Origin of the sequence: Rahnella sp. PAMC25617, assembly GCF_050606005.1 — a bacterium.
In the GTDB taxonomy this organism is placed as follows: domain Bacteria; phylum Pseudomonadota; class Gammaproteobacteria; order Enterobacterales; family Enterobacteriaceae; genus Rahnella; species Rahnella variigena.
The window spans coordinates 614,956-638,645 of sequence record NZ_JBOCUM010000006.1 but is presented as its reverse complement, the minus strand read 5'-3'; the positions used below and the strand labels follow the sequence as shown (position 1 = coordinate 638,645).

Annotated in this window: 21 protein-coding genes; 12 read left to right on the top strand and 9 right to left on the bottom strand. The window is 55.5% G+C overall.

What is annotated here, in order from left to right:
- Positions 1 to 122 precede the first annotated feature (122 nt).
- The gene (locus ACM615_RS09025; RefSeq protein ID WP_431011788.1) at positions 123 to 1,805 is read left to right on the top strand and encodes a methyl-accepting chemotaxis protein; all 1,683 of its coding nucleotides are present in this window, start codon (positions 123 to 125) and stop codon (positions 1,803 to 1,805) included.
- A gap of 75 nt (positions 1,806 to 1,880) precedes the next feature.
- Here the strand turns inward: ACM615_RS09025 and ybfE are convergent, their stop codons facing one another.
- Positions 1,881 to 2,162 carry a LexA regulated protein gene (gene ybfE / locus ACM615_RS09020; RefSeq protein WP_056772022.1) on the bottom strand — a complete coding sequence of 94 codons (282 nt, stop codon included), beginning with the start codon at positions 2,160 to 2,162 and terminating at the stop codon, positions 1,881 to 1,883.
- Positions 2,163 to 2,424: 262 nt separating this feature from the next.
- Positions 2,425 to 3,207: an esterase gene (gene ybfF / locus ACM615_RS09015; RefSeq protein WP_314720329.1), complete on the bottom strand. Its 783-nt coding sequence runs from the start codon at positions 3,205 to 3,207 to the stop codon at positions 2,425 to 2,427.
- A gap of 238 nt (positions 3,208 to 3,445) precedes the next feature.
- Here ybfF and seqA point away from each other — a divergent pair, with 238 nt between their 5' ends.
- The 3 genes from seqA (at position 3,446) to ACM615_RS09000 (ending at position 6,569) form a co-directional block, all read left to right on the top strand.
- Entirely contained in the window at positions 3,446 to 4,000 is a 555-nt protein-coding gene (seqA, locus tag ACM615_RS09010) for a replication initiation negative regulator SeqA (RefSeq protein ID WP_112287655.1), read from the top strand.
- A gap of 25 nt (positions 4,001 to 4,025) precedes the next feature.
- A complete protein-coding gene (gene pgm / locus ACM615_RS09005; protein WP_132965160.1) occupies positions 4,026 to 5,669 on the top strand; it encodes a phosphoglucomutase (alpha-D-glucose-1,6-bisphosphate-dependent) in 1,644 nt (547 codons plus the stop codon).
- Between the two features lie 183 nt (positions 5,670 to 5,852).
- Complete coding sequence (locus ACM615_RS09000) at positions 5,853 to 6,569, top strand: PadR family transcriptional regulator (protein WP_431011787.1); 717 nt, start codon at positions 5,853 to 5,855, stop codon at positions 6,567 to 6,569.
- Here ACM615_RS09000 and kdpE read toward each other — a convergent pair.
- The 6 genes from kdpE to ACM615_RS08970 all read right to left on the bottom strand — a co-directional run bounded on the left by kdpE (position 6,559) and on the right by ACM615_RS08970 (position 14,584).
- A complete protein-coding gene (kdpE, locus tag ACM615_RS08995) occupies positions 6,559 to 7,248 on the bottom strand; it encodes a two-component system response regulator KdpE (RefSeq protein WP_113876042.1) in 690 nt (229 codons plus the stop codon). The genes ACM615_RS09000 and kdpE overlap by 11 nt on opposite strands.
- On the bottom strand, positions 7,245 to 9,941 hold the full coding sequence (kdpD, locus tag ACM615_RS08990) for a two-component system sensor histidine kinase KdpD (RefSeq protein WP_431011786.1): 2,697 nt from the start codon (positions 9,939 to 9,941) through the stop codon (positions 7,245 to 7,247). Before kdpD ends, kdpE begins: the two co-directional genes overlap by 4 nt.
- 142 nt (positions 9,942 to 10,083) lie before the next feature.
- Positions 10,084 to 10,677, bottom strand: coding sequence for a potassium-transporting ATPase subunit KdpC (kdpC, locus tag ACM615_RS08985; RefSeq protein WP_112289165.1), 594 nt, complete (start codon positions 10,675 to 10,677; stop codon positions 10,084 to 10,086).
- An 18-nt stretch (positions 10,678 to 10,695) separates the two neighbouring features.
- Positions 10,696 to 12,762 carry a potassium-transporting ATPase subunit KdpB gene (gene kdpB / locus ACM615_RS08980; protein WP_113876040.1) on the bottom strand — a complete coding sequence of 689 codons (2,067 nt, stop codon included), beginning with the start codon at positions 12,760 to 12,762 and terminating at the stop codon, positions 10,696 to 10,698.
- A gap of 43 nt (positions 12,763 to 12,805) precedes the next feature.
- Positions 12,806 to 14,494, bottom strand: a complete 1,689-nt coding sequence (gene kdpA / locus ACM615_RS08975; RefSeq protein WP_431011785.1) for a potassium-transporting ATPase subunit KdpA — start codon at positions 14,492 to 14,494, stop codon at positions 12,806 to 12,808.
- Positions 14,495 to 14,584, bottom strand: coding sequence for a K(+)-transporting ATPase subunit F (locus ACM615_RS08970; protein ID WP_071823630.1), 90 nt, complete (start codon positions 14,582 to 14,584; stop codon positions 14,495 to 14,497). It lies immediately after the preceding gene.
- Between the two features lie 303 nt (positions 14,585 to 14,887).
- Here ACM615_RS08970 and ACM615_RS08965 point away from each other — a divergent pair, with 303 nt between their 5' ends.
- The 5 genes from ACM615_RS08965 (at position 14,888) to ACM615_RS08945 (ending at position 19,562) form a co-directional block, all read left to right on the top strand.
- Positions 14,888 to 15,094, top strand: a complete 207-nt coding sequence (locus tag ACM615_RS08965; protein WP_431011784.1) for a YbfA family protein — start codon at positions 14,888 to 14,890, stop codon at positions 15,092 to 15,094.
- Positions 15,095 to 15,381: 287 nt separating this feature from the next.
- A complete protein-coding gene (locus ACM615_RS08960) occupies positions 15,382 to 16,335 on the top strand; it encodes a YbgA family protein (protein ID WP_113876038.1) in 954 nt (317 codons plus the stop codon).
- Positions 16,336 to 16,345: 10 nt separating this feature from the next.
- Positions 16,346 to 17,776: a deoxyribodipyrimidine photo-lyase gene (gene phrB / locus ACM615_RS08955; RefSeq protein WP_431011783.1), complete on the top strand. Its 1,431-nt coding sequence runs from the start codon at positions 16,346 to 16,348 to the stop codon at positions 17,774 to 17,776.
- A 31-nt stretch (positions 17,777 to 17,807) separates the two neighbouring features.
- The gene (locus ACM615_RS08950; RefSeq protein WP_431011782.1) at positions 17,808 to 18,791 is read left to right on the top strand and encodes an MBL fold metallo-hydrolase; all 984 of its coding nucleotides are present in this window, start codon (positions 17,808 to 17,810) and stop codon (positions 18,789 to 18,791) included.
- 27 nt (positions 18,792 to 18,818) lie between these two features.
- Complete coding sequence (locus ACM615_RS08945; RefSeq protein WP_112289171.1) at positions 18,819 to 19,562, top strand: type 2 GTP cyclohydrolase I; 744 nt, start codon at positions 18,819 to 18,821, stop codon at positions 19,560 to 19,562.
- A 117-nt stretch (positions 19,563 to 19,679) separates the two neighbouring features.
- Here the strand turns inward: ACM615_RS08945 and ACM615_RS08940 are convergent, their stop codons facing one another.
- Positions 19,680 to 21,086: an MFS transporter gene (locus ACM615_RS08940; RefSeq protein WP_420849419.1), complete on the bottom strand. Its 1,407-nt coding sequence runs from the start codon at positions 21,084 to 21,086 to the stop codon at positions 19,680 to 19,682.
- Between the two features lie 276 nt (positions 21,087 to 21,362).
- Between ACM615_RS08940 and pxpB the strand changes: the two genes are divergently transcribed.
- Genes pxpB through pxpA form a run of 3 tightly spaced genes read left to right on the top strand, consistent with a single transcriptional unit; the run spans position 21,363 to position 23,678 of the window.
- Positions 21,363 to 22,028, top strand: coding sequence for a 5-oxoprolinase subunit PxpB (gene pxpB, locus ACM615_RS08935; protein WP_159282381.1), 666 nt, complete (start codon positions 21,363 to 21,365; stop codon positions 22,026 to 22,028).
- Positions 22,022 to 22,951 (top strand): 5-oxoprolinase subunit PxpC, encoded by a 930-nt coding sequence (pxpC, locus tag ACM615_RS08930; protein ID WP_113876033.1) that lies wholly within the window; start codon positions 22,022 to 22,024, stop codon positions 22,949 to 22,951. The genes pxpB and pxpC overlap by 7 nt, the downstream gene beginning before the upstream one ends.
- Entirely contained in the window at positions 22,941 to 23,678 is a 738-nt protein-coding gene (pxpA, locus tag ACM615_RS08925; protein WP_113876032.1) for a 5-oxoprolinase subunit PxpA, read from the top strand. The genes pxpC and pxpA overlap by 11 nt, the downstream gene beginning before the upstream one ends.
- Positions 23,679 to 23,690 lie beyond the last annotated feature (12 nt).

Sequence of the window (23,690 nt, the reverse complement as noted above, 5' to 3'; positions counted from 1 at the left end):
CGATGCCCGGAGAGGTGTTCAAACATGTCCGGGGGCGTAAGCCTGCTGGTTACCTGTTTTGATTCTCCGCATCCCCGTCAATCCTCAGACCAGAAACAGTCCTGTTTCGAGAGAGGCATATCGTGCAGTTTTTAAAAAATATTACCATCAGGGCCGCTTTATTAACCATTCTTGGCATCTTCTGCGTGATGTGGGCTGGTGTTTCCCTTTATACCGTCACATCACTTGGCACATTAACGCAAAATACCAGGAACAGTACCGAACTGGTCAACAACATGACGCTGATCAGCAAAGGCAACGATCAGTATTTCCGTACCGTGACGCGTCTGAGTCGTGCGGTTGCACAGCTTCAGGCTGACCCGTCAAAAGGCCCTGAAATTTTTGACAGTGCCAAACAATCTCTTGATGGACTGACTCAGGCGCTGGCTGGTTTTAAATCAGTACCCCATCCGGGCCTGGAAGAATCAGCCATTCAGGAACTGCAGACCAGTTGGGAAAACCTGCTGACACAGGGCGTTACGCCGTTATTCAATGCTGCCAGCAGTAAGAATACCGACACCTATAACCAGTTAGCCAACACCACGGTTCCGGCGCTGAGCCGTACTTTTGGTTTATCAATGGAAAAGGTCAGCAGCCAGATTGCAGTTGATTTTCAGGCCGCACAAAATGAATCCAATCATCTGACCTACATGAGCAAAGTGATCCAGCTGAGCGCATTTGGTATTGGTTTGATCCTGTTGCTGCTGACCGATCGTTATCTGGTGATGGCGCTGGTGAAACCGCTGGATAAAATCCGCGATCAGTTCGCGGTGATCGCCAGCGGTGACCTGACGCAGTATATGGAAGAGTTCGGTAAAAACTGCGCCGGTAAACTGATCCCGCTGCTGAATGTGATGCAGGCGAGTCTGGTGAATACGGTGCAGACGATCCGTAACTGTACTAACCATATCTATCAGGGCGCATCGGAAATTTCAGCGGGCAATAATGACTTGTCTTCGCGTACCGAAGAACAGGCTTCTGCTCTGGAAGAAACCGCAGCCAGCATGGAAGAACTGACAGCGACGGTGAAACACAATGCCGATAACGCACATCACGCCAGCCAGCTGGTGATTGAAGCTTCCGGCACGGCGCAGAAGGGCGGTAATATTGTGGCGGACGTGGTCAGTACCATGAAAGACATTTCCGGCAGCTCAAAGAAAATTGCTGAAATTACGTCGGTCATCAACAGCATTGCTTTCCAGACCAACATTCTGGCGCTGAACGCCGCGGTTGAAGCCGCACGTGCGGGCGAACAGGGGCGTGGATTTGCGGTGGTCGCCAGCGAAGTGCGCAATCTGGCACAGCGCAGCGCCCAGGCGGCGAAAGAAATCGAATCCCTGATCAGTGAATCGGTTTCCCGCGTCGACAGCGGTTCAAAACTGGTTGAAAACGCCGGTCTGACGATGAATGAAGTGGTGCGCTCAATTACGCATGTCACCGATATCATGGCGGAAATCGCTTCGGCATCTGATGAGCAAAGCAAAGGCATCGGTCAGGTGGCGGTGGCGATCACTCAGATGGACAGTGTGACGCAGCAGAACGCCTCGCTGGTTGAAGAGGCATCGCAGGCTGCGGTTTCTCTGGAAGAACAGGCTGCATTACTCAACAACGCCGTGGCCACGTTCAAACTCAAAGACAGCGTGACCAACGTGAAGGGACGTCCAGCGAAAGCGGTTTCCGCTCCGTTGCTGCGTCCGGATACCGGGATGGGCGGGGTGCTTTCGGCGAATAGCGCGAAAAGTGCTGAGAACTGGGAAACGTTTTGAGAAGGGCGAAGAGAGTTAGCGTTGAATAAGTAAGAAAAAACAAACGGGTAGCCTGGAAAGGTTACCCGTTTTCAATCAGCCTTCATGACCGTTAAGATGCGCCAGCAGCATCTCTTCAATCAGTTCACTACGACTGATGTTACGTTCTTCAGCCAGCTTATTGAGCGTATCAACAGCATCGGCATTCATTTTCAGCTCCACGCGACGCAGACCGCTCGCTTTATCGCGGCGTAACTGATTGCGCTTGTTGATCCTGAGCTGTTCATCACGGGATAGCGGATTTGTTTTTGGACGCCCCGGACGGCGGTCATCTGCGAACAGATCAATCGTCGTGCGATCCAGTTGTTCTTTTGCCATAGGTAGCGGTACAACCAGGGAAGTTTTTACATCGGAAAACGGCAAGCCGATTCCTGACGAGCGTTTCACACATTTCGGGCTAAGAAACCCTGACCCAATTTACCCCCCGCGACTCAGCCTGAGTGAAACGGGGCGGCAAAATTATAGCGCGCAATCATACACTGGCGCGCCTGGGGTTCACAACGCCTGATTGCCCTGATTTCATGATAACTTTCTAAGTTGTGCAGGCTTTTTGCACAATTTATCCCCAGGATGTTAAACCTTAGTCCACATCGATGAAACGGTGAACAGCACGCAGCACGGCCTCAGGTTTTTCCGCGTGAACCCAATGTCCGGTTCCGGCGACGACATAGGCTTTGGCCTGCGGGAACTGACGGGCAATATCTTCGCGGTAAGCGTCCTGCACATACGGCGACAATCCGCCGCGGATAAATAACGCCGGGTGATCCCACGCCGGTACGTCTTCCCAGCCGGTGATGGTTTCATATTCACTGAGCAGAACCGGAACGTTGAAGCGCCATTCTCCCTGCTGGAAAGATTTCAGCAGAAACTGAATCACGCCGTCTTCCTTTATATACTCGCGCATACAGGTGGCAGCCGACGTGCGGTCACGTAATCCGGCAGCGGTGACGGCGTTAATCGCCGCAAAAATCTCATCGTGACGGCGCACGCGGTAATCGACCGGCGCGACATCAATGGCGATCAGCTTCTCGATACGGTCAGGGATCAGCGCGGTCAGCGCCATCGCTGCTTTGCCGCCCATCGAGTGGCCGATAACAATGATTTTTTGGAAACCCACTTCATCCAGCGTTTCTGCTAAATCCTGCGCCATCGCGGCGTATGACATCTCATCAGAACGCCCGGACTGGCCGTGGTTACGCAAATCGACCTGTAACACTCTATGCTGTTGTTTCAGGTCGCGGCCTAGAACGCCCAGATTATCAAGGGTTCCGAACAAGCCGTGGATTAACAAAACCGGCAGGGCATGGCTGCCAGCGACTTCAGGTTCTTGCAGGCGATAATGTAATTTCATGGCGAAGTTCATACTGATAAACGATTCCATTAGGTTATCATGAGTTGCGGATGATTTTTTAAAACAGAAAGTTTCTGCCAGATGCCTGAGCGGGATTTGACTACCAGAAGCAAGAACAGGCCGGAGCCTGCATGTAGCAAAAACGGGAAGTAGTCTGGTTTTTGCTTCGCGGCACAATTCCCCTGTTTGTTACTGTGTAGAAATTTGTATAATCCTTTTGAATTAAGTAGAAAAACAGTACTGGATAAAGATGAAAACTATTGAGGTTGACGAAGAACTCTACCGCTACATTGCCAGCCACACGCAGGCTATCGGTGAAAGTGCGTCTGATATTTTACGCCGTATGTTGAAGTTTACTGCCGGACAGACCGCTCCTGCCGCGACAGTGAATGCTTCCATTATTGCCGGCACCGTTGCACAGGAAAAACCTGTCGCCGCTGCAGCACCGACGTCGCGTGATAAAGTCCGCGCCGTCCGTGAACTGTTGTTGTCTGACGAATACGCAGAGCAGACCAAAGCGGTGAACCGCTTTATGTTGATCCTGTCGACCTTGTATGGCCTGAACCCGAAAGAATTTGCAGTTGCGACTGAGTCATTAACGGGCCGCACGCGTACCTATTTTGCCGGTGACCAGCAAACCCTGCTGCAAAACGGCATTCATACCAAGCCTAAACACGTTCCCGGAACGCCGTATTGGGTTATTACGAACACCAACACAGGTCGCAAACGCAGCATGATCGAACACATCATGCAACTCATGCAGTTCCCGGCGGAACTGACTGACAAAGTGTGCGGCACCCTCTAAATTTCAGCGTAAGGGAGAAGCGCCAGTGGCTAATCACCCCCGTGCAGGGCAACCTGCTCAGCAAAGCGATTTGATTAATGTGGCGCAGTTAACGTCACAGTATTACGTTCTGCAACCGGATCCGGCTAACACAGCACACGCTGTGAAATTCGGCACGTCCGGTCATCGCGGTAGTTCGTTGCGTCACAGCTTTAATGAAGCGCACATCCTGGCCATTGCTCAGGCAATTGCTGAAGTGCGTAAAGAGCAGGGCACCACCGGCCCGTGCTACGTGGGTAAAGACACACATGCGTTGTCCGAACCGGCGTTTATCTCTGTGCTGGAAGTGCTGACGGCGAATGGCGTAGATGTCATCGTTCAGGACGACAACGGCTTCACGCCGACGCCTGCGGTGTCTCACGCTATCCTGACCCACAACCGCAACGGCGGCGCGCTGGCTGATGGCATCGTCATCACCCCTTCGCACAACCCGCCGGAAGATGGCGGCATAAAATATAATCCGACCAACGGTGGCCCGGCAGATACCAATCTGACCTCCGTGATTGAGAAACGCGCTAACGCACTGCTGGCTGCCAAGCTTGCGGGTGTGAAACGTCAGTCTCTGGATCAGGCGTGGAAAAGTGGTCATCTGGTGGCGCAGGATCTGGTTCAGCCGTTTATCGAAGGCCTGACCGATATCGTTGATATGGCCGCGATTCAGAAAGCAGGCCTGAAACTGGGTGTGGATCCTCTCGGTGGTTCCGGTATCGAATACTGGAAGCGCATCGCTGAGCATTACAAACTGGATCTGACGCTGGTGAACGATGAAGTCGATCAGACTTTCCGTTTCATGCATCTCGATCACGATGGTGTGATCCGCATGGACTGCTCGTCTGAATCCGCCATGGCCGGTTTGCTGGCGCTGCGGGATAAATTCGATCTGGCCTTTGCCAATGACCCTGACTACGATCGACACGGTATCGTGACGCCAGCCGGTCTGATGAACCCGAACCATTATCTGGCGGTGGCGATTCAGTACCTGTTCCAGCACCGTCCGCAGTGGGGCAAAGAGGTTGCCGTCGGTAAAACGCTGGTATCCAGCGCGATGATCGACCGCGTAGTGGAAGATTTAGGCCGTAAACTGGTAGAAGTACCGGTAGGCTTTAAATGGTTCGTTGATGGTCTGTTTGACGGCAGCTTCGGTTTTGGTGGCGAAGAAAGTGCAGGGGCTTCTTTCCTGCGTTTCAACGGCACCCCGTGGTCTACCGACAAAGACGGTATCATCATGTGCCTGCTGGCCGCGGAAATCACCGCCGTCACCGGCAAGAACCCGCAGGAACATTACAACGAGCTGGCTGCCCGCTTTGGCGCGCCAAGCTACAACCGTATTCAGGCACCTGCAACTCACGCGCAGAAAGCCGCGCTGTCTAAACTTTCTCCTGAACAGGTGAAAGCCGACACGCTGGCTGGTGACCCGATCACTGCCCGTCTGACCAACGCTCCGGGTAACGGCGCGTCAATCGGCGGCCTGAAAGTGATGACCAAAAACGGCTGGTTCGCGGCACGCCCGTCGGGTACAGAAGAAGCCTACAAAATTTATTGTGAAAGCTTCCTCGGTGCTGAACACCGTGAACAAATCGAGAAAGAAGCGGTAGAAATCGTCAGCAAGGTTCTTGCCGACGCTAAATAAGCCGTTCTCTGCTTCTCATCAAAGGCGCTGATTATTCAGCGCTTTTTTTTTGCGCGTTTCTTGCCGCCAGTTCAGAGACGAAAAAGATATATCTAAATGCGCTTTTCGGCTTGCCAGTTTCTGAAAATCGATCTAGTTTAGATATATCGAAATAATTCGATATATCTAAATAGGACGTAAACTATGTTTAGTAAAATGTTTGAAGGCCGCCACCGCGGTCACGGTTGCCGGGAAGAAGGGCATCGTGGTCATTGCCGTCATGAATCAGATCGCAGCGATCACAGCGAGCGTCACATGTTGCGCCGGGATGGCCGCCATCGTGGTGAAGAACGTGGTGAAGAAGGGCGCGAACGTCGCGGACGTGGCGAAGGCCGTCGCGGTGGCCGTGGCGAGCGCGGTGTGCATCGTCTGTTTGAACACGGTGATTTGCGCCGCGTGCTGCTGGCGCTGGTGGCGAAGAAACCGAGCCACGGTTATGAGCTGATCAAAGCCATCGAAGAAGCGTCTTCCGGTCTGTATGTGCCAAGCCCGGGCGTCATTTACCCGACGCTGACGCTGCTGGAGGAGCAGGATTTTCTCGAGCCTGTCGCCACCGGTAATGGTCGTAAAAGCTATCAGATAACTGAAGCCGGAAAAGTCGAACTGGCGCAGCATCAGGCGGCGGTGGATGTGATTTTTGCCCGTCTGGCTGGCGCTCAGCGTCCGCGCAAAAACAATCTGGCAGAAGGTATTCATGAATCGATGCACCGCCTGCGTCACGCGCTGCGCGGCAACATGATGCGTTCGGATTTAACGCCGGAGCAGGTGGTGCGGGTGAGTGCCATTTTGCAGCAGGCTGCGGAAAGTCTGGAAGCTGAATTTGGCGAAGCCAAACCGGAAACTGACGAACCTAAGGCATAAAACGATAGCCCACGCCGGTTTCAGTCAGTAAATGACGCGGCCGGGTGGCGTCGGCCTCCAGTTTCTGGCGCAAATGCCCCATGTAGATGCGCAGATAATGGCTGTGTTCGACGTAATTCGGGCCCCACACGTGGCTGAGTAACTGACGCTGAGTAATCACTTTGCCGCTGTTTGCCAGCAGTTCGGCCAGCAGGCGAAACTCAATCGGCGTCAGATGACAGTCTTCCCCGTTTCGCTGTACGCGGCGGTTGATCAAATCTACCGTCACATCCGCAAACGTGACCAGCGGGCTTTCCTGTGAGCTGCCCGCATGGCGGCGCAACGCAACGCGAACCCTCGCCAGCAGTTCACCAACGCCAAACGGCTTGGTCAGAAAATCATCAGCACCGGCATCCAGCGCAGCAATTTTGTCTTCTTCGCTCGTGCGTGCTGACAACACAATAATTGGGATCGCGCTCCAGTGGCGCAAATCGCGGATATAAGTCAGGCCGTCACCGTCCGGTAAACCGAGATCGAGAATAATCAGATCCGGTTTACGCGTGCCGGCCTCAATCAGCCCGCGTTGCAGCGTCTCACTTTCAAATACCCGTAAGCCTTCCGCCTCTAGCGCCGTGCGCACAAAGCGGCGGATCTCTTTTTCGTCTTCAACAATTAAAATATTTACCGGGGATGCGCTCACGTTGCCTCGTCGATGTCAGTGTCCATATCCGCTTCCATCTCAGGCAGGGCTTCCAGCGGCAGCCTGAAACGGAAACGCGCGCCGCCGTCAGGGCCATTCTCCGCCCAAATACGTCCGTCGTGCACCTCAATAATGGCACGGCAAATCGCTAATCCCAACCCCACACCGGGAATGGCTGACTCTTTATTTCCCCTGGCGAATTTTTCGAAAATAGCGTGTTCGGCACCGGCCGGAATTCCCGGACCGTTATCCCAGACTTCGATCTCCAGCCACTCATCCAGTGGTGTGGCTTTTATGCCAATCGTCGCGCCAATTCCGGCATATTTATGGGCATTTTCCAGCAGATTGATCAGCACCCGTTCAATCAGGCTGGCGTCGCAGTTCACCAGCACCATTTCCTTCGGCAAATCTATCTCGATGTGGTCGTGAGCCAGCACCGGCTCAAGCATCCGCAGCGCGCTGCCGGTGATTTCTTCCACTGACTGCCACTCTTTGCGCAGATTAAATCCGCCGGACTGAATGCGCGCCATATCCAGCAGATTATTCACCAGCCGTGTGGTGCTCAGTACCTGCTGGCGGATCTGGCTGGCCTGCGGGGCGTGCTTCGAACCTTCCGACGCCAGATCCAGCGTCAGGATTTCCGCCTGCCCGAAAAGCACCGTCAGCGGTGTGCGCAGGTCATGGGAAAGCGCTGAAAGCAGTGAGTTGCGCAGTTGCTCGCGTTCAGTTTCCAGTCTTGCTGTTTCCGCGCTGGCGGCCAGATGCAGACGTTCCAGGGCATTAGCAATCAGCACGGTGAAAGTTTGTAGCAGACGTTGCTGTTCCGGCACCAGTAGCTGGCGGATATTCGGCGGTTCGACCGCCAGCAGACCGCGCGATTCCCCGGAAGCAATCAGCGGCAGAAGCTGATACGGCACGCCGGGCAGGGTATCGGTGCCCGCACCGGCAGGCAGTTTTTTATCGAAACTCCAGCGGGCGATGGCGTCATCCACCACAATCGAGGCGGTTTCACCGGCAGGTTGTGCCAGTTCGCCATTCTCCTGCGGCAGCAAAATGGCGGTTTTGGCATTCAGGCTGGACGAAATAAAGTGGCGGCTGGTTTTCGCAATGGCTTCCGGCGTCAGCGACTGGCTCAGCCCTTTGGACATTTCATACAGATGCTGCGCGCGTTTTTCACGGTGACGGGCGATGCGCGCCTGATAACGCACACCGGCGGTCAGATTCCCGATCAGAATACCGACAATCAGCATGACGCCGAACGTCACCAGATACTGTGCATCAGTGACCGCCAGCGAGCCGCGCGGCTGGACGAAAAACAGATCGAAGCTGACGACATTGATTACTGCCGCCAGCACCGACGGCCAGCGGCCATAAAACAGCGCGACAATCACCACGCCGAGCAGATACACCATCACCAGGTTGGCCTGATCGAAGGTCGGCACCAGCCATTGCGACATCACGGTGATCACCGCACACAGCGCCACCGCCAGCGAGCAGCCCCAGAGCTGGCGGCTGAAGCGGTCAGCGAATGTACGTGAGTCCTGTTCTTTGCGTGCCGGATTGGGTGGAGAATCTTCCAGTCCGACCACGATGAGATCGAGATCCGGCGCGATATTTGCCAGTTTATCGGCAAAACTGGCACTGAACTTCCAGCGTTTTTCGCGGCGGCGACCGGTCACGATTTTGCCCAGACGATGCTCGCGGGCGTAGCGCAAAATAGCCTGTTCTTCCTGCGGATCGGAGAGCGTGGCGGTTTCTGCGCCCAGTTCCTGCGCCAGTTTCAGGGAATGCAAAATGGCACGGCGCTGGCCTTCAGGCAGACGATGCAGACGAGGCGTTTCTACATACACGGCGTGCCAGACGCAGCCGAGACGTGCGGCCATGCGCGACGCGACACGCACCAGTTTTTCATTACCGCCGCCGTGACCAATGCACAGCAACAGCGCGTCGCGGGTATGCCAGACACGATTAACGCCCTGATCGTCGCGATATTCGCGCATCTGATCGTCAACGCGATCGGCGGTGCGGCGCAGGGAAAGCTCGCGCAGGGCAATCAGATTGCCTTTACGGAAGAAGTGTTCGATGGCGCGTTCGGCCTGACCGGGAATATAAACTTTGCCTTCTTTCAGGCGCTGGCGCAGGGAGTCTGGCGGCAAATCCACCAGCACCACTTCGCTGGCGTCATCAAACAGACGGTCGGGAACGGTTTCGCGAATAATAATGCCGGTGACGCCGCTGACCACATCGTTCAGGCTTTCGAGATGCTGCACGTTGACGGTGGTAAACACGTCGATTCCGGCATCGAGTAACTCTTCGACATCCTGCCAGCGCTTCGGATGGCGCGAACCGGCGGCGTTACTGTGTGCCAGTTCGTCCATCAGGATCAGGGCAGGGCGGCGGGCCAGCGCGGCATCGAGGTCAAATTCCTGCACCTGACGACCGCGGTGGTTTATGCGTTTCGGGGGTAACAGAGAAAGCCCCGGCAGCAGCGCCTGCGTTTCCTCCCTTCCGTGGGTTTCCACCACGCCAACCAGCACGTCGAGACCGGTGGCACGCAGACGCTGTGCTTCCTGCAACATGGCAAAAGTTTTCCCGACGCCCGCACAGGCGCCGAAAAAGACTTTCAGTTGCCCGCGTGGCTTCTCATTGGCGAGCGCCAGCAGGCTGTCAGGATCGGGTCTTTCTTCTGTCATATCACCCTTCATACTTCGAGCTGCAGGTGCGTTGGCTTCACTCAGTCACCCGAATCACTTACTTATGTAAGCTCATCGGGACTCCTTCACTTGTCGCCTTCCTGCAACCCGAATTATTTTGGTTGGTTAATTGGTTAATTGGTTAATTGGTTTTCAGTTCATCCAGCGCCTGATTCAGGCCGAGCACGTTAACCACGTCGGGGCCGAGGAAACCAATCAGCGGCGATGATGTATTATCATCAATCAATTTATTCACTTGCGCCAGTGGCAGACCACGCGCGGCAGCAATGCGCGGTGCCTGCCATTGGGCGGCGGCGACCGAAATCTGCGGGTCTAAACCACTGCCACTGGCAGTGACCAGATCCACCGGCACCGCCGCCGGACTTTGCGGGTTGGCCTTGCGCAGCGCAGCTACGCGGTCTTTCACCGCCTGATCCAGCGCCGGATTACTGGCCGCCAGATTGCTGCCAGCGGACGCCATCGGGTTATATGGCGAGTCGGAGGTGACAGAAGGACGTCCCCAGAAATAATCATTACGGGTAAAATTCTGCCCGATCAGTTCTGAGCCAATCACTTTGTTGCCGCTGTCTTTTACCAGCGAACCCATGGCCTGAGTACGGAACACCAGCTCGGAAACCCCGGTGGTCAGCAGCGGATAAACGACGCCGGTCGCCAGCGTCAGCAGAACCGTCATCACCAGAGCCGGGCGGACATAGGATATTCTTTTAACGGACATAATGGTCTTCCTCAAAAATCAGCTCAGATGTAAAACGGTCAGGATCACGTCAATCAGTTTGATACCTGCAAACGGCACCAGCAGTCCGCCGACGCCATAAATCCACAGGTTACGGCGCAGCAGGGCGGCGGCACTCATGGCTTTATAGCTCACGCCTTTCAGCGCCAGCGGGATCAGAAACACAATCACCAGGGCGTTGAAAATAACCGCCGACATAATGGCCGACGACGGCGACGTCAGGTGCATGACGTTCAGCGCATTCAGTTGCGGATAGGTCGCCGCGAATGCCGCCGGAATAATGGCGAAATACTTCGCCACGTCGTTGGCGATACTGAAGGTGGTCAGTGAGCCGCGCGTCATCAGCATCTGTTTACCGATATGCACCACTTCAATCAGCTTGGTCGGATTGGAATCGAGATCGACCATGTTCCCCGCTTCTTTCGCCGCCTGTGTACCGGAGTTCATCGCCACCGCGACATCTGCCTGCGCCAGAGCCGGGGCGTCGTTGGTACCGTCGCCGGTCATCGCCACTAAACGGCCTTCCGACTGATACTGACGGATCAACGCCAGTTTGGCTTCCGGCGTGGCTTCCGCCAGAAAATCATCCACACCTGCTTCGGCGGCAATCGCAGCGGCTGTCAGACGGTTATCCCCGGTGATCATCACCGTTTTTATGCCCATTTTGCGCAGTTCGGCGAAACGTTCCTTGATGCCGCCTTTGACGATATCTTTCAGTTCGACCACGCCCAGCACTTTTGCGCCTTCGGCCACCACCAGTGGCGTGCCGCCTTTGCGCGCTACGTTTTCCACCAGACCATCGACGGCTTTCGGGAAGGTGCCGCCGTTGGATTCCACATGACGACGGATCGCATCCACCGCACCTTTACGAATACTGCGCTCACCGACGTTTACGCCGCTCATGCGGGTTTGCGCGGAGAAGGGCACGAAGGTCGCATTCAGTGAATGAATATCGCGTTCGCGCAGGTTAAAGCGCTGCTTCGCCAGCACTACGATACTGCGGCCTTCCGGCGTTTCATCCGCCAGAGACGATAACTGCGCGGCATCGGCCAGTTCCTGTTCCGTCACCTGAGGGGCGGGCAGGAACTGCGAAGCCTGACGGTTACCGAGCGTGATGGTGCCGGTTTTATCCAGCAGCAATACATCCACGTCACCGGCGGCTTCTACCGCACGACCGCTGGTGGCAATGACGTTGGCTTCCAGCATACGGCTCATCCCCGCCACGCCGATAGCCGACAATAAGCCGCCGATGGTGGTCGGGATCAGACACACCAGCAGCGCGACCAGCACGGTGACAGTCACCGGAATACCGGCGTGACTTGCGCCCACGCTGAACAGTGAGAACGGATACAGCGTCGCCGTTGCCAGCACGAACACCAGCGTCAGCGCCACCAGCAAAATGGTCAGCGCCACTTCGTTCGGGGTCTTGCGGCGTTTCGCGCCTTCGACCATCGCAATCATGCGATCGAGGAAGGTATCGCCGGGGTTTGCTGAACACTCCACAACCAGCCAGTCGGACAACACGCGCGTCCCGCCGGTAACCGAGGAGAAATCACCGCCGGATTCGCGGATCACTGGCGCGGACTCACCGGTAATCGCGCTTTCATCCACAGATGCACCGCCGATCAGCACTTCGCCGTCGCACGGCACGGTATCGCCCGCTTCGATCAGCACGTAATCGCCTTTGCGCAGCGTATCGGCGGCGACTTTGATCACCGGTGATTCAGGGCGCGGTTCGTAGATTTTTTTCGCCCAGCTGGTTTTCTGCACGCCTTTCAGGCTCTGCGCCTGCGCCTTGCTGCGGCCTTCCGCCAGCGCTTCGGCGAAGTTGGCAAACAGCACGGTGAACCACAGCCACAGCGACACGCTGCCGGTAAAAGCCGCGCTGCCGTCGGTACGGTGCAGCAAGATCGCCAGCCAGATAAGGGTGGTCAGGATGCTGCCCAGATACACCACGAACATCACCGGATTGCGCCACTGAACGCGGGGATCCAGCTTTTTCACTGAATCCAGCAGGGCAGTGCGGATCAGGCGGGGTTCAAATAACGCACGTTGTTTACGACTCATCTTTTTAGTCTCTATATTCATCAGTTCAACGAGTTACGCAGCATTACTGTGCTGACCAGACCTGCAAATGTTCCGCGACCGGTCCCAGCGCCAGTGCCGGAATAAAGGTCAGCGCGCCGACTAACAACACGGTGCCGACCAGCAGACCGATAAACAGCGGGCCGGACGTCGGCAGGGTGCCGTTGCCTGCCTGCTGGCGCTTTTTCGCCACCAGTGAACCGGCAATCGCCAGCACCGGAATGATCACCCCGAAGCGGCCAAAGAACATGCACGCGGCCAGCAACAGGTTGTAGAACGGTGTGTTCACACTCAGCCCGGCAAATGCGCTGCCGTTGTTGTTGGCGGCGGAGGACACCGCGTACAGCACTTCACTGAAACCGTGTGCGCCGGGGTTTAAAATCCCCGCGCGACCTGCGTCGGTGACCAGTGCCAGCGCAGTGCCAAGCAGCACCAGCGTCGGTGTAACCAGGATCGCCAGTGCGGTCATCTTCATGTCGTAAACGTCGATTTTCTTACCGAGATATTCCGGTGTGCGGCCTATCATCAGCCCGGCGATAAACACCGTCAGCAGCACGAACAACAGCATGCCGTACAGGCCGGAACCCACGCCGCCGAACACCACTTCACCGATCTGCATCAGCCACATCGGTACCATGCCGCCGAGCGCGGTGAAGGAATCGTGCATGGCGTTGACCGCACCGCACGATGCCGCCGTGGTGACCACCGCATACAGGCTGGAAGCCAGAATGCCGAAGCGGCTTTCCTTCCCTTCCATATTGAAGTTGCTGTCAGCGCCGAGCATCGTGAAGTGCGGATTGCCCTTGAGTTCGGCGTACATCACCACCACCACAGAGACGACGAAAATCACCGACATCGCCCAGACCAGCGCGTGTCCCTGACGGTTGTCGCCGACCACCCGGCCAAACGCGAAGCACAGCGCACAAGGGATAATGAAAATTGCCAGCATCTGCACCATGTTGGTCAGCGCCGTCGGGTTCTCAAACGGATGCGCGGAGTTAGCGCCAAAGAAGCCACCGCCGTTGGTGCCGAGCATTTTGATCGCTTCCTGAGAAGCCACCGGCCCCATCGGCAACGTCTGTTGCAGGCCTTCCAGCGTAGTGATGTGCTGATACGCTTCGAAGTTTTGCAGTACGCCCTGACTGACGAAAAACAGCGCCAGCAGGAAAGATACCGGCAGAAGCAGATACAGCGTGATGCGCCATAAATCTGTCCAGGCATTACCGATGGTCTGCGCTGAAGGACGCGCAAAAGCGCGGATCAGAGCGAACGCTACGGCGATACCGGTGGCAGCAGAGAGGAAGTTTTGCACGGTCAGTCCGACCATCTGACTGAGATAGCTCAGCGTACTTTCGCCGCTGTAAGCCTGCCAGTTAGTGTTGGTGATGAAACTTACCGCGGTGTTAAAGGCCAGATCCCATGACAGTCCGCCATAGTGCTGCGGATTCATCGGCAACGCGCCCTGTGCCATCAGCATCGCCGTCAGCACAATAATGCCCAGAATGTTGAATACCATGATCGCCAGTGCGTACTGCCACCAGTTCATTTCAGCATGGCTGCTGCCAGACGTGCGTAAAACACCGTTTTCTATGCGCTGAATAAATGCGCCGGGCTGTCCTTCGATCAGTTGAGCAATAAAGTTACCCAGTGGTTTTGCCAGCAGCAAAAGCACCAGCATAAAACTGGCAATCAGTAAGAATCCGGTTGCGGCCATTTAAAAATCCTCCGCATTCAGCAGGGCATAAACCAGATAGCCGAGCAGCAGAAGAACCAGTAATGCGCCGCAGATTACGCCAACACTCACAATCCACCTCCACAGGTGTGTTTTTATGTTGTGGCGAGAATAAGGAAAGGCGGGAAAAGATCCTGAAAAGAAACATAACCGCAGTGTAAAAAAAGTATAAAAATGCGCAAAAATGAAACCATAAATAAACTTTAATTGCGTATTTATTTAACCATTCTGTAACTCAATTACAGCGCCAGGGCGAAATTGGCGAATATTTACACTTTTAAGTGGTCAGATGAGTAGTAAAATTTCATCAATTGCAGTATATTTTTCGCAACTTACAGTTTCCGAAAACTTTCCAAATTTCACAGGAGCAACGCGATGAATGAATACACGCCATATACAATGACCCGCATACTGGCCCGCCGCGCTTGTGTTATCGCAGCCGGTGTTCTGGCTTTGCCGGTCATGCTGTTCCGCGCTGACCGCGCCCGTTTTTATAGCTATTTACACCGCGTCTGGATGAAAACCAGCGATAAGCCGGTGTGGCTGAGTCATGCTGAGATGGCGACACAAGATTTTTACTGATTTATTCCCGTCGTCCTTGACGCCGCAGCTGCGTTGGCTACATTCGCTCACCCGAATCACTGACCTCAGTCAGCTCATCGGGATTTGCTCATTCGCCGTCTTGCTGCAACGCCAATGACTCGGGACTAACCTGAGAAGTTTAAGAAACCCCGTTTCCCTGCGGGGTTTTTTATTGCTTGTCGATAAACCTGTACAACATTATTTTTATGTATAACTTGTGCTAAGGTTATACATGCAGGTGATGAAGTTAAGGCACCCCTCTTTTTTCTCAATACCGGGAGCTGACCATGGCGAAAACAATTCCAGTTGGCATCAGTGCATGTCTGTTGGGCGACAACGTGCGTTTTGATGGCGGTCATAAACGCCTGGCGTTTGCCGTCGAGCAGTTATCGCCTTATGTGCGCTTTGAGTCGATCTGTCCGGAAATGGCCATCGGCTTGCCGGCACCTCGTGCCGCACTGCGTCTGATTAAACACGATGACGGCGTGATCATGCGTTTCAGCAACGATGACACGACCGATATCACTGAGAAGATGCAGGCCTACGCGGAAAAACGCGTTGCACCGCTCGATCACCTTTGCGGCTATATCGTTTGTGCAAAATCTCCCAGCTGCGGAATGGAGCGGGTGCGGGTGTACAGCGCCAACGGTAAAGATGCCAAAAAATCCGGCGTCGGGATTTATACCGCCGAGCTGATGAAGCAGCATCCCTGGTTGCCGGTAGAAGAGGACGGGCGTCTTAATGATCCGGTGTTACGTGAGAATTTTGTCGAGCGCATTTTTACGCTGTTTGAACTGAATCAGCTGCGGGAAAGCGGTCTGACGCGCGGCAAACTGATGGCTTTCCACAGCCGTTATAAACTCATTCTGCTGGCCCATTCGCAGCCGGAATACCGCGAGCTGGGGCGCTTTGTTGCCGCAATGGCCGAATGGGATTCCCTTGAAGAATACTTTAAAGAATATCGCCTGCGGTTAATGAATCTGCTGAGTCATAAGGCCACGCGCCGCAATCACACCAACGTGCTGATGCATGTGCAGGGATATTTCCGCAAACAGCTGAGTTCGCCGCAACGTCAGGAACTTGCCGGGCTGATCGACCGTTATCGTCAGGGCATGCAGCCGCTGCTGGCGCCAATCACGTTGCTCAAGCATTACATGTCGGAATATCCGGACGCTTATCTGGCTGACCAGCGTTATTTCGAGCCTTACCCGGAAGCACTAAAACTTCGATACGGACATTAAAAGGAGTGTTATGACCACGCATTTAGTCTGGTTCCGTAATGATCTGCGGATAACCGATAACCGCGCGTTGCATGCTGCCTGTGAAGACCCGCAGGCGCGAGTGATTGCCCTTTTTATCGCCACGCCGGAACAGTGGAAACTGCATCAGATGGCACCACGGCAGGCGATGTTTATTTATCAGCATCTTCAGGCACTGCAACATTCACTGGCTGAGCGCGGTATCGGACTGCATTACCATCAGTGTGATGATTTTGCTGACAGCGTGGACTGGCTGAAGGATTTCTGTAAATCCGAAAAAGTGGATGCGCTGTTTTACAATAAACAGTATGAATTCAATGAACGTCAGCGCGATGCAGCAGTTGAAAAAGCGGTCAGTGAATCGGCCATCTGCCACGCGTTTGACGACAGCTTGCTGCTGCCGCCGGGTTCGGTCACGACCGGCAATAATGAAATGTACAAGGTGTATACGCCTTTTCGCCGCGCGTTTTTATCCCGCCTGACCGAGTCCGACAGCCGTTCCCTGCCTGCGCCACAAGCCCGGGAAAATGCCGGAAAAGTGGTGATGCACCGGCTGATGCCCTTCGATTATCCGCTGGCGGATATTGGTGACGACTTTGCGATTGGCGAAGAAGCTGCGCGTCATCAGCTGCGCAGTTTCTGCCGGGAACAGGTTCAGGATTATCTCGAACAACGCGATCTACCGGCGGTTGACGGCACCAGTTCGCTGTCGCCGTATCTGGCGATTGGTGTGCTGTCGCCGCGTCAGTGTCTTAACCGTCTGCGCACCGAATGCCCGGATGTGCTGGAGAAAACCGACGGCGGCGCGTTCGGCTGGCTGAATGAGCTGGTGTGGCGTGAGTTTTACCGTCATCTGATTGTTGCCTGGCCGAAGCTTTGTAAGCATCAGCCGTTCGTGGAATGGACCGACAATGTACGCTGGCGTCATGCACCGGAAGAGTTACAGGCGTGGAAAGACGGTAAAACCGGTTATCCGATTGTGGATGCGGCAATGCGTCAGCTGAATTCGACAGGCTGGATGCATAACCGCCTGCGTATGATTGTCGCCAGTTTTCTGGTGAAAGATTTGCTGATCAACTGGCGCGAAGGCGAGCGTTATTTCATGTCGCAACTGCTCGACGGCGATCTGGCGGCCAACAATGGCGGCTGGCAGTGGGGCGCTTCTACCGGCACCGACGCCGCACCGTATTTCCGTATTTTCAACCCGACCACGCAGGGTGAACGTTTTGATAAAGCAGGACGCTTTATCAAAGCCTGGGTGCCTGAACTGGCGGATGTGCCAGAAAGAGACATTCATCAACCCCATCGCTGGGCGGAAAAACAACATCGCGTGCTAGACTACCCGCTGCCGGTTATTGATCATGCGCGGGCGAGAAAAGACACGCTCGCGGCGTTTGAGGCGGCAAAAAACCGGTCTGACTGACCTTACTCTCACCACGACAAGGAGCGATGTGATGAAAAAGCACCTGCTGGCGCTGATGCTGGCATGCTGGGCGGGACAGGCCACCGCAGGATTTGATGTGGTGGCGCTGGGCGTGAACGGCGGCGTCGAAGAAGGCAATCTCACCTCGTACCTGATCAGAAGTGATGATCAAAAACTCTATCTCGGGCTGGATGCCGGTTCTGTTTTACCGGGCATCCGCAAGGCGCTGGATAAGGGCAGTTTTCCGCAGGTGACCGCTGAAAATGCCGCGCCACTGACCCCGCAGGGTGCGGTTTTCCGCAATCTGATTGGCGGATACTTTATCAGTCACGGTCATCTCGACCATCTTGCAGGGTTGATTATCAGCTCGCCGGAAGACAGCAAAAAACCGATTTACGGCACGGCGGATACCATCGGTACGCTGCGTCAGCATTATTTCAATGGCCGCGTCTGGCCTAACTTCACCGACTCCGGCAGCGGTTTGCGCATCGGCACTTATCGCCTGAATCAGCAGCGTCCGGCACAACGTTTCTCCCTCGGGCTGACCGGTCTGGACGGCAATATTTACCCGCTCAGCCATGGCGGCACACCATCGAGCATGATTCTGGTGAGCCGCAATAAAGAGTCGTTTGCCTTCTTCGGCGATACCGGCCCGGATGAAGTCGAAAAATCGAAGAACCTGGATACCGTCTGGCGCGTGCTCGGTGATGAGGTGAAAGCCAAACGGCTGAAAGGCATCATCATCGAGACCTCTTATCCTGATGGTGTGCCTGACAGCAAACTGTTCGGGCACCTGACACCGGACTGGTTGCTCAAAGAACTGGGGATTTTGCAGCAATACGCAGGGGGCGAGGGTTCGCTGAAAGATATTACGGTGATCATCAGCCACGTCAAACCGGGCCTGAAAGCGGGTGCGGATCCTGAAAAAGAGATCATGGCACAGCTGGAGAAAGGCAATAAATTTGGCGTGAAGTTTGTCAGAATGGCGCAGGGTGATAAATTAGAGGTCAAATAGACCATTCATTTAATAACGAGAAACGCCATGAATAATCTCCAGCTTGAACGCCTGATTAATCAGAAACTGGACATCAGCAACTACAAAGATTACGCGCCGAACGGATTACAGGTTGAAGGCCGTCGCGAAGTACAGCGCGTGGTGACCGGTGTGACGGCGTCGCAAGATTTGCTGGATGCCGCGATTGCGGTGGAAGCCGATGCGGTGCTGGTGCATCACGGTTACTTCTGGAAAGACGAACCGGCTGAAATTCGTGGCATGAAACGCAACCGTCTCAAGACGTTGCTGGCGACCGATACCAACATGTACGCCTATCATCTGCCGCTTGACGGCCATCCTGAACTGGGCAATAACGCGCAACTGGCAAAGCTGTTCGGAATTAATGTGCAGGGCGAAATTGCCGTGCTGTTGCCGTGGGGCGAGCTGGAAAAACCGCTGACCGGTGAAGAGTTTCGCCAGCGCATCGAAGTGACGCTGGATCGCAACGTCCTTCACAGTTCACAGAATGCACCGGCTGAAATCCGCCGTGTGGCGTGGTGTTCCGGTGGTGGTCAGGGCTACATTCAGAAAGCGGCGGAATATGGCGTCGATGCCTTTATCAGCGGCGAAGTGTCCGAACAGACGATACATATTGCCCGCGAAATGGGACTGCATTTCTACGCCGCCGGCCATCACGCCACAGAACGTTATGGCGTGAAAGCGCTGGGTGAATGGCTGGCAGCGGAACATGGGTTAGACGTCATGTTTATCGACATTGATAACCCTGCCTAGGGGCTATCTTATTTGCCATTTTGAATCCGGGCAGTGCTCGTGACAGTCACGTACTCATTGTACGCTCCTGTCCCTGCGCGCTGGCCGAATCCAAACTGCCTGCAACGATTACGCCCCTTACTTATGTATCGTTTTATCAGTTGTCTCTTCAGAAACGCTGTCTTCCAGCAGAGTAAACGCCCGCTGTAATCCGGTATCCACTTCGGGGTCTGCGCCCTGCGGTGGATACTTGCTTTCCTCTTCTTCCTCTTCTTCCTCTTCTACCTCTGCGGCTTCGCTTTCCTCAACCAGCGGTTCAACCACATTTTCCGGCGCGGGCATGGTGTCCTGAATCATCTGCTCATCAAACGCCGGATTCAGTGCAGGAGAGAGCGGGGAACTGCTGAGGCTGTCCGGCATGGCGATGTGCGGAACCGGTGCATCGACCGCCATCTGCGTCTCTTCTTCTTTTTTCGATGTCCGGCTCAGCGCCACAATGCCGCCGCCGCAAATAGCAAAAAATGCGTACAAAATATTGCCACCCAGTGGCTCGATCAGCGCGCCGACCGCCAGCGGACCGATACAGGCACCGACGCCGAACGCCATCAGCAGACAGGCGGACAGCGAAACACGCCGTTCCGGCTCGATCATGTCATTGGCCAGCGCGACGACCAGCGGGTACAACGTGAACTGCATCAGGCTGACGATAAAACCGATGCCAAGCAGCAGCGGGAAGGAGATATGCGTGAGCAGCGCCAGCGGCAATGCCGCCACGGCCAGCAGAATCGCGTTAATGCGCATCAGCATGTTGCGGTTATACCGATCCGAAAGCCAGCTCAGCGGGAACTGCGCCAGTAATCCGGCGAAAATCGCCAGCGCCATAAACAGACCGGTTTGTTGTGTGCTCAGCGATTGCTGGCTGGTGTAAATTGGCGCCAGCCCGTAGAACGACCCGACGACCATGCCAATCAGCAACGTGATAGCCAGCACTTTGGGGATCGCGCCGATAAAGAATTTCAGCTCCATCGGCGCCGGAGACATATGTCCGACGTTGGTGCGCGTCGTCAGGGCAATCGGCACCAGACACAGGGCGAAACACAGCGCGATAACGATAAGCGTACTGACGCCTAAATCGCTGTTGAGCATCAGCACCACCTGACCAAGTGCCATCCCGAGATAAGACGCCACCATATAAAAGCCGAATACCACGCCGCGCTGACTGGCTTCGGCCTGGTCGTTAAGCCAGCTTTCCAGCACCATATATTGCACCATCATGCACAAGCCGATGATCAGGCGCAGCACTACCCAGATCGGGATAATGTCGGTCAGGCCGTGACCCAGCACGGCAGCGGTAATAATGCCGGAACAGGAAACGTATGCGCGAATATGCCCGACGCGGGCAATCAGAATGTGGCCGACTTTACCGCCGATCACCAGCCCGATGTAGTTGGCCGCGATGATTGCCCCGATCATCGCGCCGCTGACGTGGACAGCGGACAAACGCAGGGAAATGTAGGTAGTCAGCAGGCCGGAGCCCAGCAGCATCAGTAATGTCGTGGTGTACAGCGGAAAGAAGAGTGCTAACGGTTTTCTCACAGGCCATCCCTATTGTGTAACGAAGGCGTTATCCAAACGCTAAAAAAACAGCAACTTTTATGAGAGTACCAGTTGCGGACGGCGGGCGAAACCTCAGTGTCCTGCGCAAACGGGCAGATGAGTTGACATCACCACTCGATTTCACGCATAACTGATAACAAATCTCACACTATTGATTTAGTGAATAACCTGATGATCCACAACCTTTCTTTGAGGAGTGCCTGAGTGCAACGAGCACGATGTTACCTGCTGGGTGAACGCGCAGTAGTGCTGGAACTGGAACCTCCGGTTTCGCTGGCGAGCCAGCAGCGTATCTGGGGACTGGCTCAGCGTTTACAGGATCGGGCGACCTATCCCGGTGTCCGCGAAGTCATACCCGGTATGAATAATCTGACGGTGTTACTCACCGATGCACAAAGTTCGGCGCTGGATGCGATTGAACGCCTGCAAACCTGGTGGGAAGAGAGTGAAGCGATTGAGCCGGCATCACGGCTGATTGAAATTCCGGTGGTTTACGGCGGGACACAGGGCCCGGATTTAGAGCATGTGGCGCAGCATACCGGTATGACGCCGCGTCAGGTGGTCGAATGCCACAGTGGCATTGATTACACCGTCTACTTCCTCGGTTTCCAGCCCGGCTTCCCTTATCTGGGCGGTATGCCGGAGAAACTGAGCACACCGCGTCATGGTGAACCGCGTCTTTCTGTACCCGCAGGCTCGGTCGGTATCGGCGGCAGCCAGACGGGCATTTATCCGCTGGTCACGCCGGGCGGCTGGCAGTTGATCGGGCAAACGTCGCTGGCAATGTTTGACCCGCAGCGCGAAATTCCGACATTACTCCTGCCGGGTGACAGCGTGCGCTTCGTGCCACAAAAGGAGGGCGTATGCTGAAGGTTTTACGCGCAGGGATGTTGACCACCGTGCAGGATTTAGGCCGTAACGGTTATCGCCAGCAGGGCGTCAGCCAGTCCGGTGCGCTGGATGCGCCGGCGTTGCGGATTGCTAATCTGCTGGTCGGCAATGATGAGAATGCCGCCGGTCTGGAAATCACGCTCGGTCAGTTCAGCGCAGAGCTCCACCGCGAAGGTTGGATTGCGCTGACCGGTGCGGGCTGCCACGCGCAACTCGATGGCAAAGATCTCTGGACCGGCTGGAACTATCCGGTGAAGCCGGGGCAAATTCTGACCATGAAAATGCCGACGCGCGGTATGCGCAGTTATCTGGCGATTTCCGGCGGGATTGATGTGCCGCAAGTCATGGGGTCGCGCAGTACGGATCTGAAAGCCAGGTTTGGTGGTTTTCAGGGGCGTCAGTTGCAGGATGGCGATCAGCTTCCCACCGGCGACTCATACCAGCAGCCGAAGCATTCCGGCGGCATTAAACAGTTGCTGTTCGGCAACCGTATCCGCGCCTTGCCGGGACCGGAATATCAGGAATTTAGCGCGCAGTCGCGTGAAGAATTCTGGCGTGCCTCGTGGCAGCTTAGTCCGCAAAGTAACCGTATGGGCTATCGTCTGCACGGGCATGTCCTGAAGCGCGAAACTGACCGCGAAATGTTGTCGCACGGCCTGTTACCGGGCGTTGTACAGGTGCCGCACGGCGGACAACCGATTGTGCTGATGGCCGATGCCCAGACTACCGGCGGTTATCCGCGTATCGCCTGTGTCATCGAAGCCGATTTATACAATCTGGCGCAAATCCGCCTTGGCGAACCCGTTCACTTTGTGAAATGTACGCCAGAAGAGGCGCAGAAAGCGCTGCGTGAGCAATCGCTGTTTATTGAGCAGGTAAAACGGGGGCTGCATGGTCGTTGATCTCAACGCGGATTTAGGCGAAGGCTGTGCCAACGATGAGGCACTGTTGCAACTGGTCAGTTCCGCCAATATTGCCTGCGGATTCCATGCCGGTGACGCGCAGACCATGCGTCAGTCTGTGCGCTGGGCGCTGAAATACGGCGTGGCGATTGGCGCGCATCCGTCGTTTCCCGACCGGGAAAACTTTGGCCGTACTGCGATGCGGTTGCCTCCTGAAACGGTGTACGCACAGGTGGTGTATCAGCTCGGTGCACTGGCCGCCATCACCCGTGCGGAAGGCGGGGAAATGGTTCACGTGAAGCCGCACGGCATGCTTTACAATCAGGCTGCGACCGACGCTATTCTGGCTGATGCGATTGCCCGTGCGGTGCATACCATCAACCCGGGGCTGCGTCTGGTCGGACTGGCGGGCAGTGAATTGATCCGCGCGGGTGAGCGGCTCGGGCTGAAAACGCGGCAGGAAGTGTTTGCTGACCGCCGGTATCAAAGTGACGGCACGCTGGTGCCGCGCAGTCAGCCGGATGCCATGATTGAAAGCGATGAACTGGCGCTGGACCAGACGCTGGCGATGGTGCAACAAGGCAAAGTTCTCAGCCGCGAAGGCCTCTGGGTGCCGGTCAGCGCCGATACTGTCTGCCTTCACGGCGACGGTGAGCACGCACTGACTTTCGCCCGCCGGTTGCGGGAAGCGTTTGGTGAGCAAAACATTCAGATCAGCGCGGGCTGATCTTAGGGAATC